This is a genomic window from Kitasatospora sp. NPDC002227, assembly GCF_040296285.1.
Taxonomy (GTDB): Bacteria; Actinomycetota; Actinomycetes; order Streptomycetales; family Streptomycetaceae; genus Kitasatospora.
In genome coordinates, this window is record NZ_JBEOWY010000014.1 from 150,830 (window position 1) to 164,370 (window position 13,541).

Here is a 13,541-nt window from a genome sequence, read left to right on the forward strand (position 1 = left end):
GCGCCCCTCAACCGGTCCAGTCCTACAGCTCCTTGCGGAAGGCCTCCGCCGTCGCGAGGAAGATGTCGTTGCCCGCGACCTCGCCGATGGTCACCCGGACGCCCTCGCCCGGGAAGGGGCGGACCACGACGCCGGCCGCGCCGCAGGCGGCGGCGAAGTCCATCGTCTTCTCGCCCAGGCGCAGCCAGACGAAGTTGGCCTGCGAGTCGGCGAGCTCCCAGCCCTGGCGGGCCAGCTCGGCGGCGACCCGGGCGCGCTCCTCGACCAGGGCCTCGACGCGGACCAGCAGCGCGTCCTCCGCCCGCAGCGAGGCCACGGCGGCGTCCTGGGCGAGCTGGCTGACGCCGAACGGGATGGCGGTCTTGCGCAGCGCGGTGGCCACCGGCTCGTGCCCGATCGCGAAGCCGACCCGCAGGCCGGCCAGGCCGTACGCCTTGGAGAAGGTGCGCAGCACGCAGACGTTCGGCCGGTCGCGGTAGAGCTCGATGCCGTCCGGCACCCGCTCGTCGCGGATGAACTCGCGGTACGCCTCGTCCAGGACGACCAGGATGTCGCCCGGGACGGCGTCCAGGAAGCGGAGCAGCTCCTCGCGGTGGATCGCGACACCGGTCGGGTTGTTCGGGTTGCAGACGAAGATCAGCCGGGTGCGCTCGGTGATCGCGGCCAGCATCGCGTCCAGGTCGTGCGCCTCACCCGAGGTGAGCGGCACCGGCACCGGGGTCGCGCCCGCGACCTGGGTGATGATCGGGTAGGCCTCGAAGGAGCGCCAGGCGAAGATCACCTCATCGCCCGGGCCCGCCGTGGAGAGCACCAGCGACTGCGCCACGCTCACCGAGCCGGTGCCCAGTGCGATGTGCTCGGCCGGCACGCCGAACCGCCCGGCCAGCTCGGCCGTCAGCTCGGTGGCGCCCATGTCGGGGTAGCGGTTGAGCGAGCCCGCCGCGGCGACGGCCGCCTCCAGCACGCCCGGCAGCGGCTCGTACGGGTTCTCGTTGGACGAGAGCTTGTACGAGTCCGCGCTGGCGGGCTTGCCGGGCTTGTAGGTGGGGATGCCGTCCAGGGTCGGCCGGAGCCGGGGGGCCTGCGCTGCCGTGCCACTCACGGTGCACTCCTTCGTCGTTCTCGTTGAGGCGCTCTGCGTACGCCCGGGGTCACCGGCGCACCGAGCACGTGCCCGGCACCCGTGACCACCCCGGTCGGGTGCCCCGAACGATACCGACCGCTCTCACCCGTAGGGGTGAGATGCTCGTCCGGTTCAGGGGTGCCAATCAGCCATTCTGCCGGGTTCCAATGGCACATGTCAGAGGTAAGAAGGCCGAAACGGAGCGGGTTTCCAAGGGGCCCGACGCGACAGGCTCATGGAGAAACGGTTCTTCTCGGCCGAGTGACGCCCCGGTCACAGAGCGGCGTCATGCGCCATACGATCGGTTCGCCATGACAGCAGCAGCCAACCAGAGCGGTCGGCGACCCACCGCCTCGCGGCGTCTGGAGCGGGCCGGCATCCGGGATGTGGCAGCAGCCGCCGGAGTGTCGATCACCACGGTCTCGGACGCCCTGAACGGCAAGGGCCGCCTGCCCGACGAGACCAGAAGCCGAGTGCGCGAGGTGGCGGAGCGCCTCGGCTACCGCCCGTCCGCCGCCGCCCGGACCTTGCGCACCGGCCGGTCCGGGCTGATCGGCCTGACCGTCACCACGTACGGCGAGGAGCCGTTCACCTTCACCGAGTTCGCCTACTTCGCCGAGATGGCGCGCGCCGCGACCAGTGCGGCGCTCAGCCGGGGGTACGCGCTGGTGGTGCTGCCCGCCTCGTCACGGCACGACGTCTGGAGCAACATCGCCCTGGACGGCACCGTGGTGATCGACCCGCCCGACCAGGACCCGCTGGTCAGCGAGCTGTACCGGTCCGGTGTGCCGGTGGTCAGCGACGGCAAGCCGGGCAACTGCCCGGTCACCGCCTGGGTCGACAACGACCACGAGGCCGCCGTGCTCGGCATCCTCGACCACCTGAGCGAGGCCGGCGCCCGCCGGATCGGCCTGCTCACCGGCACCTCCACCGACACCTACACCCGGCTCTCCACCGACGCCTACCTCGGCTGGTGCCAGCGGGTCGGCCAGGAGCCGGTCTACGAGACCTACCCGGCCCACGACCCGGCCGCCGGCGCCGTCGCCGCCGACCGCCTGCTCGCCCGCCCGGACCGTCCGGACGCGGTGTACGGCCTGTTCGACCCCAACGGCACCGACCTGCTGGCCGCCGCCCGCCGGTACGGCCTGCGGGTGCCGGACGACCTGCTGCTCGTCTGCTGCAGCGAGTCCGACGTGTACGCCACCACCGAGCCGCCGATCACCACCCTGTCGCTCAAGCCGCGCCGGATCGGCACCACCGTCGTCAACCTGCTGATCGACGCCATCGAGGGAGTCGACTCGGGCACCGGGGTGACCGTGCCCGACGCACCGACCGGCCGGCTCTTCCCGCCCAGGTTCCGCACCGCCGGGACGGGCCCGCCGCCGGGCACCCTGATGCCCACCGAGCTGATCGTCCGGGCCTCCTCCCAGCCACGCAGCCCCCGCACCACCATCAGCCCGCCCCGCTCGCCCGGTGAGGTCTAGACCTCCCCAGGTCCGGACAGACCGGGCGATACCACCCGCCACCGCAGCCCCGCGAGGACTCTCCCGACGATTGGATACCGACCAGGTGAGGACGCCGGGAGAGTGGTCTTCCTATGATGGGCGAATGACACCCGAGGACCGCTTCCCCGGGCCTGAACTGCCCGACTCAGGCCCCCGCCACCAGCCGGACCTCGACGTGCTCCCGTACGGCTCGTACTACGAGCCCGAGCCAGAGCCCGGATTCGAGCCCGAGGCCGGGTACGGCTACACCACCACCAGCGGCTACGGCGGCGCGCGCTTCCTCGAGGCGCACTGGCCGACGGCCAGTCAGCAGGCACACCCCGGCGAGCCGGTCCACCCGCAGGCACCCGCGGCCGAGGACCCGCCGACCATCGAGCTCGGCCCGCCGCTCGACAAGTTCGGCAAGCCGATCGAGGAGCTGAACTTCCCGTACCCGCAGCCCGAGCCCGGCGAGGCCCCCGGCCCGCTCTACGTGGTCGGCGACGTGCACGGCTACCTGGACGAGCTGCTCGCCGCGCTGCACCAGCAGGGCCTGATCGACGCCGAGGGCCACTGGGCCGCCGGGCGCTCCCGGGTCTGGTTCCTCGGCGACTTCACCGACCGCGGCCCGGACGGCATCGGCGTGATCGACCTGGTGATGCAGCTGGCCGCCGAGGCCGCCGCCGCCGGGGGCTACTGCCGGGCCCTGATGGGCAATCACGAACTGCTCTTCCTGGGCGCCGCCAAGTACGGCGACGAGCCCGTGCAGTCCACCGCCGGCACCGCCTCCTTCCTGGCCGCCTGGCGGCTCAACGGCGGCCAGCAGCAGGACCTCGAACGGCTGCAGACCCACCACATCAGCTGGCTCTCCCGGCTGCCCGCCCTCGCCCTCGAGGACGGCCACCTGCTGCTGCACTCCGACACCACCGCCTACCTCGAGTACGGCGAGTCGATCACCGAGGTCAACGACGCCGTCCACCACCTGCTCACCGAGGAGGGCGCCGACGAGTGGTGGGACTGCTTCCGCCGCTTCACCAAGCGCTTCGCCTTCCGCGGCGACGCCGGCCCGCAGGCCGTGCACGAGCTGCTCGGCGCGTACGGCGGGCAGCGCGTGGTGCACGGCCACAGCCCGATCCCGTACCTCACCGGCTCGACCCACCTGGACGACGGCACCCCGCCGCACGTTCCCGGTCCGTACATCTATGCGGACGAGCTGGCCATCGCGATGGACGGCGGCGTGACCATGGAGGGCCGCCTGCTGGTGGCCCGGCTGCCACTGAACTGACGCGGCGTCGGGGCCCGCCCGCGGTACTGACTTTCCGTCAGCGGGCCCTGACCTTCCGCTGACGGTACTGAAAATCCGGAAAGCGACTGTCTCGGAGTCGGCGGACGCCCCTACCATCAACTCACCCGCCCGGCCGTCGCCCCACCCGCCCCGGCCGGGCCCCACCGTCCACCTCCGTGACCAAGCGGAACGGGGTACCCATGACAGACACCCCGCACCTGCCAGCCGAGGACCGCCCGGACTTCGAGCGCACCCTCGACGAAGCACTGCGTGACCCTGCCATCCTCGACGCCCTGGGCCAGCCCGGGCCGCACCTCACCGCCGAGCAGCTGCACACCAAAGCACTGCTCGCCGCCGAGGAGATCGCCGCCGGGGCGGCCGACGAGCACCGGCACTACGCCGGGCTGCGCGCCGCCCTGAGACAGCCGGACGAACCACCCCCCGGCCTCTCCGGGCGGCTGCGCTCCGAGGACGGCGCCGGGCTCTTCCCCGTGCTCACCGTGCTCACCCCCGTGCTGGCCTGGGCCGCGGCGGCCGTCCTGCTGCTGCTCGGGTACCTGCTGCGGGCCGCCAACCCCGACTTCACGCTGGGCCAGGCACTGGTCACCGCGGGCTGGGTGCTGATCGGCGTCGGCGCCGTGGCCCTGGTGGTCGGCACCGTCGGGCTGCTGCTCACCGCCCTGCGGGACGGCTCCGCCGCCCCCGACGGACAGGACCCGCAGCTGCGCGAGGACATCGCCCAGGCCCGGCTGCTCTGGCTGACCGCCCTGCGCGAGCAGGCCCTGCTGCCCTACCTGCGCGCCAACCTCTCCGGCGAACCCGCCCTCTCCGCCCGCCCGGGCCCTTCGACACCCGCGGGGCCCCGCTACATCAGCCCCAGCTACTCCAGCGCCCACTACTCCAGCCCGGGTTTCACCAGCCCGGGCCCCGAGGCCACCGGCTCGGACTTCTCCAGCCCAGGCTTCAGCTCCCCCGACTTCACCGGCCCGGACGAGGTCTGACCGCCACCCCCCGCACGCCTGGAGCACCATGACGGCGATCGCCGTGACCGGTCACATCGACCTGAGCCCGGCGAGCCTGCCCGGGCTGCGGGCCGCCGTCACCGAGTACCTGCGCGGGCAGGCCCCGCCGCTGACCGGTCTGTCCTGCCTCGCCGCCGGCGCCGACGCCCTCTTCGCCGAGGCCGTCCTCGCGCTCGGCGGCCGTCTGGTGGCCGTCGTCCCGGCCGCCGACTACCGGGCCACCCAGGTGAGCGCGGACTACGCACCGGCCTTCGACCGGCTGCTCGGGGCCGCTGCCGAAGTGGTGGCCGTGCCGCACGCCCAGGCCGGCCCCGCCGCCTACCGGGCCGCCAACGAGGTGCTGCTGAGCCGCGCCGACCGCCTGCTGGCCCTCTGGGACGGCGCCTGGGCCGAGCGCCCGGGCGGCACCGCCGACATGGTCCGCGCGGCCCGCGCCGCCGGCCTGCCGGTGGACGTCCGCTGGCCGCCCGGCAGCAGCCGCAGCACCCCCGCACCGGCCTGAACCGGCGCACCTCGGGCATCCTACTGATCGTCAGTTCAGCCGACCGCCCAGCCGAGGAGCCCGGATGACCAGCCCGTCCGAGAACGACAACGCCCAGATCCTGGCCCGCACCCTGCTCGCCGAGACCAGGGAGGAGCTGACCCGGGCCGACCAGAAGGCCGGCCTGCTGCTGGCCGCCCTCGGCGTCGCCCTCGGCGCCGTCGCGAGCGCGGTCAGCTCCGCGGCCACCAAGCCGTACCAGTACGGGGTGTTCGGCCAGATCCTGTTCTGGGTCGGCTGCCTGGCCGCCACCGTCTCGCTGGCCCTGCTCGGCTCGGCGGTCCGCCCCCGGCTGCCCTCCGGCCCGACCGAGCGCCTGCACAGCTTCGTCGACCTCGCGAGCGGCACCCTCACCCCCGAACAGATCCGCGGCCACCTCACCGACACCGACCCGCTGGACCGCGACATAGCCCAACTCGCCGCCCTGGCCCGCTCGGTCGCCACCAAGTACCGCCGGATCAGCGACGGCATGACCCTCGGCGCGGCCTCCCTGGTCCTGCTCCTGGCCGGCCTCCTGGTCGGCTCCGCCGCCTGACCCGCGAACCTCGTCATACCTGAGAGCTACCCCGGCAGAGCACTCCCGCGCGGGACGCCGACCACAACGGCCGCTCCCTACCTTCGGTACCGGAAACCCAGCCCGGACCGAAAGGACCTGCCGCCATGGCGTCCCGCCCCCGCCCGACCGCCCGCAGCGGCCGGCTGCGCCGTACCCTCTGCGCCGCCCTCGTCACGGCCTCGGTGGCCCTGCCGATCGCGGGAGCGGCCCGGCCCGGCGCCGTCCCCGCCCCGGCACCGACCGCGCCCGCCGGCGTCGGCCCGCTCGACGCCCCGGCCCTGGCCGGGCGGTACGCCACCACCCGGGCCGACATCCTCTCCGCCGAGCAGGCGGCCACCGGGCACGGCGACCACGCACGGGCCGCCGCGCTGCGCACGATGGCCGACCCCGCCCGGCACTTCCTGCTCTTCGACGGCCGCGACGGCGGGCGCAGCGTGGAGGTCTTCGGCGACCTCGCGGCAGCCCGGCAGCTGGCCGTCCTGGTGCCCGGCGCGGACAACAGCCTCGACCACTACGACCGGCTGCGCTCGGGCGCCACCGCCCTGAACGACCGACTGCGCGGCACCCACAGCGCCGTGCTCGCCTGGCTGGGCTACCGCACCCCCGGCACCCTCGACCCCGCGCAGACCACCGCCGCCCTGGCCGAGCGGGCCGCACCCCCGCTCGACGCCTTCCTGGCCGGCCTGCACACCGCCGCACCCGCCGACCGGATCGCCCTGCTCTGCCACTCCTACGGCTCGGTGGTCTGCGGCCGAGCCGCGAGCGGCCTGACGGGCGTCAGCGACCTGGTGCTGTACGGAAGCCCCGGCGTCGGCGTCCCGAACGCCCGCGCCCTGCACACCGGCGCCACCGTCTGGGCCGGGCGCGGCGCGGGCGACTGGATCGCCGCCGTACCGCACCTGCGGCTGCCACTCCTGTTCACCTCCGTCGGCTTCGGCACCGACCCGGTCTCGGCCGAGTTCGGCGCACGGATCTTCCCGGCCGGCCCCGGCGGCCACAGCGACTACCTCCGCCCCGGCTCCCCGGCCCTCCCCGCCCTGGCCCGCATCGTCACCGGCGCCGCCGACACCACCCCCTGAGCCCGGCCCACCCCGGCACGGCCAACTCAGCGCCCCCGGCCGCTCGCGGCACCGCTCCCTCTCCCGAGCCCCCGGCACAGCCGCTCGGCGCCCCCGGCCACCCCGCCCAGCACCACCCACTCTGCGCTCGCCTGCCCTCCCTCCCGACCTTCCCCTCCTCCCGCCCCTCCGGAGCCCTCCCATGCCCGAGTTGATCCGCCGGATCGAGGCCGCCACCCCGCCCGACCGCGACCGCACCCTGGACGCCCTGCGCGCCCTGGCCGTCCTCGGCGTCGTCCTCGGCCACTGGCTGGTCACGGCCCTGGTCGCCGACAGCGGCGCCCTGCACGTGGCCAGCCCGCTGCACTACCTGCCCGGGCTCGCCCCCGTCTCCTGGCTGTTCCAGACCCTGGCGGTGTTCTTCCTGGGCGGCGGGCAGGCAGCCGGGCTGAGCCACCGCGCCGCCACCGCCCGCGGCACCGGCTACCGGGGCTGGCTGCGGGCCCGCCTCGCCCGGCTGTTCCGCCCGGTGGCCGCCCTGCTGGTGGTCTGGACCCTCGCGGCGGCCACCATGCTGGCCGCCGGCGCGGGCAGCGACACCGTGCACACGCTCGCCAAGCTCGCCGTCTCCCCGCTCTGGTTCCTGCTGGTCTTCGCCGCCCTGACCGCCGCCACCCCGCTGGTGGCCCGCCTGCACCCGGCCTGGCCGCTCGCCGTGGTCGCCCTGGTCGACCTCGCCCGCTTCGCCGGGAACGCGCCCGAAGCACTCGGGTACCTGAACGAGGCGGCCGGCTGGCTGGTGCCGTACTGCCTGGGCACCGCTTGGTCCCGCGGCGAGCTGCGCGGCCGGGCCACCGGCTGGGCGCTGCTGCTCGGCGGCGCCGCCGCCACGGCGGCCCTGGTCGCCTGGGCCGGCTACCCGGCCTCGATGGTCGGCGTGCCCGGCGCCGCCGTCTCCAACCTCGGACCGCTCACCCTCGCCGCCGTGACCTTCGGCCTGGCCCAGTGCGGGGCGGCGCTCCTGCTGCTCGGCCCCCTGCGCCGCCTCACCCGGCGGCCCGCCGTCTGGGCCGCGGTGGCCCTGGTGAACCTCTCCGCGATGACCGTCTTCCTCTGGCACCAGACCGCGATGATGGCCGTCACCGCCCTCGCCCTGCGCCTGGGCGGCCCGCTCCCCGGCCTGCACACCACCCCGGACGGCCTCGGCTGGGCCCTCGCCCGTCTCCCCTGGCTGCCGGTCTTCGCCCTGGCCCTGCTCGCCTGCCGGGCCACCTTCCACCCGTACGAGCACCCGCGGGCCGCCGCCGTCCCACCCCGGTCGACGGTGGTGCCCGTGCCTGACTCCCCCCACTCCCCCTCTCCCCGCCCTCACCCCCTGCCGGAGGCGACCTCTCATGCCTAAAGTGGATCTTGACGAACGTCCGACCGACCGGGGGAGTCTGATGAGCCGTCCGCTCGCGGCGCTGCGCGCGCTGCCGGGCCGGGTACGCGAGGACCTGTGGGACGCGGCCTTCGCCCCGCCGCTGCGCGGCCGCCGGCTCGGTGGCGACTGGCACACGGCCATCCTGGTCCTGCTGATCATCGGCGCCACCCTGCTCTGCGTCGTCAACACCAACTGGTACGCCTTCAGATTCCTCCTCGGCCCGACCTCCGGCCTCCTGCTGGCCGCGCCCGCCGCCCTCGCGGTGGTCTGGGTGCTCTACCGGCCGGTCGCCGCCTGGTGGGTGGCCATGCTGATGATCATCGTGGCCTCCACCTTCGCCCGGGGCGGTGGCGGCTTCGACGGCTACTACCCCTGGACGCCGCCGGAGCTGATCCTCCAGACCGCCCTGATCTTCTTCCTCACCCAGCTCGTCCCGCTCCGCACCGCGTTGACCGTCCTGGTGGTCAACCTGCTGCCCGCGGTGGCGTTCGACCTGTTCTGGCCGCGCGCGGAGCCGTTCGGCCTGGTCGCCCTGATCGTGGCCGCCGCCCTCGGCACCGCCCTGCGCGGACGCCAGCAGGCCCGCCAGGAGCTGGTGGTGCAGGAGGAGCTGACCGGCCAGGAGAAGGCCCGCCGCACCCTGCTCGAGGAGCGCACCCGGATCGCCCGCGAGCTGCACGACGTGGTCGCCCACCACATGTCGGTGATCTCGGTGCAGGCCCAGGTCGCCGTCCACCTGGTCGAGCAGCCCTCCGAGGAGCTCAAGGAGAACCTCGCGAACATCCGGGCCAACGCGGTGGACGCCCTGATCGAACTACGCCGCGTGCTGGGCGTGCTGCGCTCCGAGGACGCCTCCCTGGACAACTCCCGGCACGCCCCGCAGCCCACCCTCGACCGGCTCGCCGACCTGGTCGACACCGTCCGCGGCGCCGGGCTCAGCATCACCGCCGAGACCATCGGCCAGGCCCGCCCGCTGCCCCCGGGGGTCGACCTCTCGGCGTACCGGATCGTCCAGGAGGCGCTCAGCAACGCCATGCGGCACGCCCCCGGCTCCAGCGTCACCGTCGAACTCGACTACCTGTCAACTGACTTGACCATCTCCGTCACCAACTCAGCTCCCACCAGGCCGGTCCCGCCGCCCTCCGGTACCGGCCACGGCCTGCTGGGCATGCGCGAGCGCACCGCCATGCTGGGCGGCAGAATCACCACCGGCCCCACCCCGGACGGCGGTTACCAGGTCACCGCTCTCCTCCCGACGCTCACCAAAACCCCAGCTCCCAAGGACGGCCCGTGACCGACATCCGCGTACTGATCGCCGACGACCAGGTCATGATCCGGCAGGGCTTCGCCGTCCTGCTCGGGGCCGAGCCCGGTATCGAGGTGGTCGGCCAGGCGGTGGACGGCCTGGACGCCGTCGCCAAGACCGCCGAACTCGCCCCCGACGTCGTCCTGATGGACATCCGGATGCCCGAGCTCGGCGGTATCGAGGCGACCAGGCGGATCACCGAACCGCCCGGCGCTAGCGTCAAGGTGCTCATCCTGACCACCTTCGACCTGGACGAGTACGTCTACGAGGCGCTGCGCGCGGGCGCCGCCGGCTTCCTGCTCAAGGACGCCTCCGCCGCCGAACTCGCGCACGCCGTCCGGGTGGTGGCCGCCGGGGAGGCACTGCTGGCGCCCAGCGTCACCCGCCGGCTGATCGCCGAGTTCTCCCGTACCACCAGCTCGCCGCGCACCCCGCTGCACGCCCGGGTCGGCGATCTCACCGAGCGGGAGACCGAGGTGCTGGCCCTGATCGCCCAGGGCCTGTCCAACGCCGAGATCGCCGGCACCCTGCTGGTGGCCGAGCAGACCGTGAAGACCCACGTCAGCCGGATGCTGGTCAAGCTCGGCCTGCGCGACCGCACCCAGGCCGCCGTCTTCGCGTACGAGACCGGCCTGGTCCGGCCCAGCGGCTACTGAAGGGCGAGCAGCCCCTTGCCCAGGGTGGTCAGCCCGCCCAGCAGCGCCAGCCCGAGCACGACCCGCCGGGCGGGGCCGTCCGGTACCCGCTCGGCCAGCCACCGCCCGGCCACCGCGCCACCGGCGATCCCGGCCGACACGCAGAGCCACTCCGGCCCGTCCAGCCGGGGCAGGCCCTTGGCGAAGAGCGAGAAGAGGTTGACCAGCACCCCGTAGAACTGCGCGTTGGGCACGAACTCCCGGGCCGTCCAGCCCGCGTTCACCGCGTACAGCGACACGGCGGGCCCGCCCACCCCGGCGGCGGCGTTCATGAACCCGCTCACCGCCCCGGCCGCCAGCGCCCCGCGCCCGCCGCGCAGCGCCGCGACCCGCACCCCCCACATCACCAACAGCACGGCCACGGTGACCAACAGGCCCATCACGGCCAGCAGTTCCGGCTCCGGTAGGCGTGCCGCCACCCAGGACCCGAGCGGTACGGAGGCCGCGGCCGCCACCACCAGCGGCGCCATCGCCCGCACCCGGACCTGCCGCCAGCCCCCGACCAGCCCCACCGCACTGATCACCCCGGCCGCACAGTTGGACAGCACCACCCCGGGCCCGGCCCCCACCAGCAGCACCAGCCCGGGCGCGGCCACCAGCGCGAACCCGATCCCGGCCATCCGCTGCACCGAGGCCCCGACCGCCACCACCCCGCCCAGCAGCCCCGCCGCACCCCAACCGCCCAGCACCACGCCCCCCGTTCCCCTCCGGCCAGGCCACCACCGTAGGAGACCGGGGTGCCCCGCGCTCAGGCCGGGTAGGGCACGCTCTCCCGGGCCGCCTTCAGGGCGTTCGCCCACCAGGTCAGCTGGTCGAGCATGGTCTTGGCGTACCCCTCGGTGGCCTGGTCGGCCGGGCGGCCGTCCTGCCAGGCCGTCCAGTAGTTCGGGAAGGCCAGTCCGTCGCGGATCGGCACGGCGTGCAGCTCGTTCAGCACGTTCTCCAGGTGCAGCACGGCGTGCCGCCCGCCCGCACCGCCGCCGTAGCTGACGAAGGCCACCGGCTTGGCCGTCCACTGGGTGAAGTGCCAGTCGATGGCGGCCTTCAGCGAGGCGGGGTAACTGTGGTTGTACTCCGGCGTGACCACCACGAACGCGTCGGCGCTCTCCAGCGCGGCGGTCAGCGGGGCCATCCCGGCCGGGCGGGGGTAGGCGTCGCCGGCGAACTTCGGCGAGGTGGCCGGCAGGGCCAGCGGGAGGTCGACCTCGGCCAGGTCGAGCGTCTCCACCTCGAACCCTCCGTGCGTCGCGGCCTGCCCGGCGACCCAGTCGGCCACCACCGGGCCGAACCGTCCTTCCCGGACGCTTCCGACGATGACCAGCAGCTTGGGCTTGTTGTTGTTCTCCATGCCCACCACTCTCCGGCCGCCGCGCGATCACAACCAGGCCGCGCTCAGGCTGGCCCCAGCAGGGCCAGGCTGAGCCCTCCTGCTCCCGGCCGGGCCCGAACTATCCTCGCCGGTATGGGTACACCGCTGGGAGACTTCATCCGCGCCAAGCGCGACAGCATCCAGCCCACCGAGCTGGGCCTGCCGGAGCGCGGCCGCCGCCGCTCACCGGGGCTGCGCCGCTCCGACCTGGCCGCCCGGGCCGGGATCAGCGTCGAGTACCTGACCCGGATCGAGCAGGGCCGGGACCGCAACCCCTCCGTGCAGATCGTGAACGCGCTCGCCGACGCCCTCAGCCTCGGCCCCGAGGAGCGTAACCACCTGCGCTACCTGGTGAAGATCACCGGCAGCGAGTGCGGCGCCCACCCCCGGCCCGCCCCGGCCTCCCGCGAAGTCCGCCCGGGCGTCCTGCAGACACTGCGCCTGCTCGAACCGGGCATCGCCGCCGTCACCAACCGCCTGGGCGACGTGCTCGCCCGCACGCCGGGCTACGAACTCGTCTTCGGCGCCTGCGGGTTGCTCGACACCGACACCCCGAACCTGACCAGGTACGTCTTCACCGACCCCGCCGCCCGCTCCTTCTTCGCCGACTGGGACGCGATCGCCGACGAGCAGGCCTTCGACCTCTGGCTCGGCCCGTCCATCGAGAACTGCGTCTGGCTCACCACCGAACTCACCCCCGTCGCCGGCCCCGAGTTCACCTCCCGGCTGCGCCGCCACACCGTCCCCCGCCGGGGCCCGCTCCACCTCCGCCACCCCGCCGGCCCCGAGCTGCGCCTGCTGCGCGAGACCCTCGAACTCCCCACCGACTCCCAGCAGCTGACCGTCTACCTCCCGGCCGACGCCGCCACCGCCCAGGCCCTGGAGAGCCTGCGGACACCCGTCCGCCTCCGGGCGATCTCCTAACCGAAGGCCCCGCCGACCAGCCGGGGCACCACCACGCTCGTATCGAGCTCGGTCGCGATCACCACGTCCTCGGCGAACCCACCCGACACCAGCTCGACGCCCGACGCACAGCCCGCCACCGCCCCGGCCACATCGGCGGTCTGCTCGTAGCAGGCCCGCGCGGCAGCCGCCTCCGGCGAGGGCGTACCAGCGTCCAGCGCCGCGATCACCGCCCCGGCCCCCAGCAGATCCTCCAGGGCGGGCCGCAGACTCCCGTCCGGCCACCGCTCCCCGGCGGCGACCACCCCGACCGGCCGCTCGACCGTCCCGAAGCCGTGCTCCGCCAGCCACCGCCCGACCGCCGTGGCATTGCGCAGACAGGCCGCCACCACCACCGCCCCGTCCGCGGCCGCCGCAATCGCCGACCCGTTGGGCGAGGGCAGCACCAGCCTCGGCGTGAACGGCGCCCGCCGCAACGCCGCCGGCGACAGCGACCACGGCGCCGCCCCGTCGGCCGCCCGCCGCCCCACCGCCAGCTCGGCCCCCCGCTCCCGCGCGAACGCCACCGCCGACTCGTCCCGCCACGCATAGGGATACACCCGCACCCCCGCCTCCACCGCCACACTCACCGAGGTGGTGAACGACAACACGTCCACCACCACCAGCCCCGCCACCTCGGGCGCCAACTGCCGTGCCCCCACCGGCCCCCACTCGAACCGGACCCCGTACCCCTGCTGCCGCACCCAGTCGCTCATAGCGCCCGATTCTGGCACCGG

Annotated in this window: 14 protein-coding genes; 10 read left to right on the forward strand and 4 right to left on the reverse strand. The window is 74.4% G+C overall.

Features of this window, described 5'->3' with window-relative positions:
• Positions 1-22: 22 nt before the first annotated feature.
• On the reverse strand, positions 23-1,102 hold the full coding sequence (gene hisC, locus ABT095_RS16005; protein ID WP_350530005.1) for a histidinol-phosphate transaminase: 1,080 nt from the start codon (positions 1,100-1,102) through the stop codon (positions 23-25).
• Positions 1,103-1,434: 332 nt separating this feature from the next.
• Between hisC and ABT095_RS16010 the strand changes: the two genes are divergently transcribed.
• The 9 genes from ABT095_RS16010 (at position 1,435) to ABT095_RS16050 (ending at position 10,454) form a co-directional block, all read left to right on the forward strand.
• The gene (locus ABT095_RS16010; protein WP_350530006.1) at positions 1,435-2,607 is read left to right on the forward strand and encodes a LacI family DNA-binding transcriptional regulator; all 1,173 of its coding nucleotides are present in this window, start codon (positions 1,435-1,437) and stop codon (positions 2,605-2,607) included.
• 124 nt (positions 2,608-2,731) lie between these two features.
• On the forward strand, positions 2,732-3,892 hold the full coding sequence (locus ABT095_RS16015) for a metallophosphoesterase (protein WP_350530007.1): 1,161 nt from the start codon (positions 2,732-2,734) through the stop codon (positions 3,890-3,892).
• 200 nt (positions 3,893-4,092) lie between these two features.
• A complete protein-coding gene (locus tag ABT095_RS16020; protein ID WP_350530008.1) occupies positions 4,093-4,893 on the forward strand; it encodes a hypothetical protein in 801 nt (266 codons plus the stop codon).
• A 28-nt stretch (positions 4,894-4,921) separates the two neighbouring features.
• Positions 4,922-5,416, forward strand: coding sequence for a hypothetical protein (locus tag ABT095_RS16025; RefSeq protein ID WP_350530009.1), 495 nt, complete (start codon positions 4,922-4,924; stop codon positions 5,414-5,416).
• 64 nt (positions 5,417-5,480) lie between these two features.
• The gene (locus ABT095_RS16030) at positions 5,481-5,990 is read left to right on the forward strand and encodes a Pycsar system effector family protein (protein ID WP_350530010.1); all 510 of its coding nucleotides are present in this window, start codon (positions 5,481-5,483) and stop codon (positions 5,988-5,990) included.
• 125 nt (positions 5,991-6,115) lie between these two features.
• Positions 6,116-7,090, forward strand: coding sequence for an alpha/beta hydrolase (locus tag ABT095_RS16035; protein ID WP_350530011.1), 975 nt, complete (start codon positions 6,116-6,118; stop codon positions 7,088-7,090).
• Positions 7,091-7,271: 181 nt separating this feature from the next.
• Positions 7,272-8,471, forward strand: coding sequence for an acyltransferase family protein (locus ABT095_RS16040; protein WP_350530012.1), 1,200 nt, complete (start codon positions 7,272-7,274; stop codon positions 8,469-8,471).
• Positions 8,472-8,511: 40 nt separating this feature from the next.
• Positions 8,512-9,786, forward strand: coding sequence for a sensor histidine kinase (locus ABT095_RS16045; RefSeq protein ID WP_350530013.1), 1,275 nt, complete (start codon positions 8,512-8,514; stop codon positions 9,784-9,786).
• Positions 9,783-10,454, forward strand: a complete 672-nt coding sequence (locus ABT095_RS16050; RefSeq protein ID WP_350530014.1) for a response regulator — start codon at positions 9,783-9,785, stop codon at positions 10,452-10,454. The genes ABT095_RS16045 and ABT095_RS16050 overlap by 4 nt, the downstream gene beginning before the upstream one ends.
• Here ABT095_RS16050 and ABT095_RS16055 read toward each other — a convergent pair.
• The gene (locus tag ABT095_RS16055) at positions 10,448-11,185 is read right to left on the reverse strand and encodes a TSUP family transporter (protein ID WP_502884883.1); all 738 of its coding nucleotides are present in this window, start codon (positions 11,183-11,185) and stop codon (positions 10,448-10,450) included. The two genes, ABT095_RS16050 and ABT095_RS16055, sit on opposite strands and share 7 nt — an antisense overlap.
• 56 nt (positions 11,186-11,241) lie before the next feature.
• Positions 11,242-11,841, reverse strand: a complete 600-nt coding sequence (locus tag ABT095_RS16060; RefSeq protein WP_350530015.1) for an NADPH-dependent FMN reductase — start codon at positions 11,839-11,841, stop codon at positions 11,242-11,244.
• A 114-nt stretch (positions 11,842-11,955) separates the two neighbouring features.
• On the opposite strand from ABT095_RS16060, the gene ABT095_RS16065 reads away from it, so the two are divergent.
• A complete protein-coding gene (locus tag ABT095_RS16065) occupies positions 11,956-12,786 on the forward strand; it encodes a helix-turn-helix domain-containing protein (protein ID WP_350530016.1) in 831 nt (276 codons plus the stop codon).
• Here the strand turns inward: ABT095_RS16065 and ABT095_RS16070 are convergent.
• Complete coding sequence (locus tag ABT095_RS16070) at positions 12,783-13,520, reverse strand: 2-phosphosulfolactate phosphatase (RefSeq protein ID WP_350530017.1); 738 nt, start codon at positions 13,518-13,520, stop codon at positions 12,783-12,785. The two genes, ABT095_RS16065 and ABT095_RS16070, sit on opposite strands and share 4 nt — an antisense overlap.
• Positions 13,521-13,541: the final 21 nt, after the last annotated feature.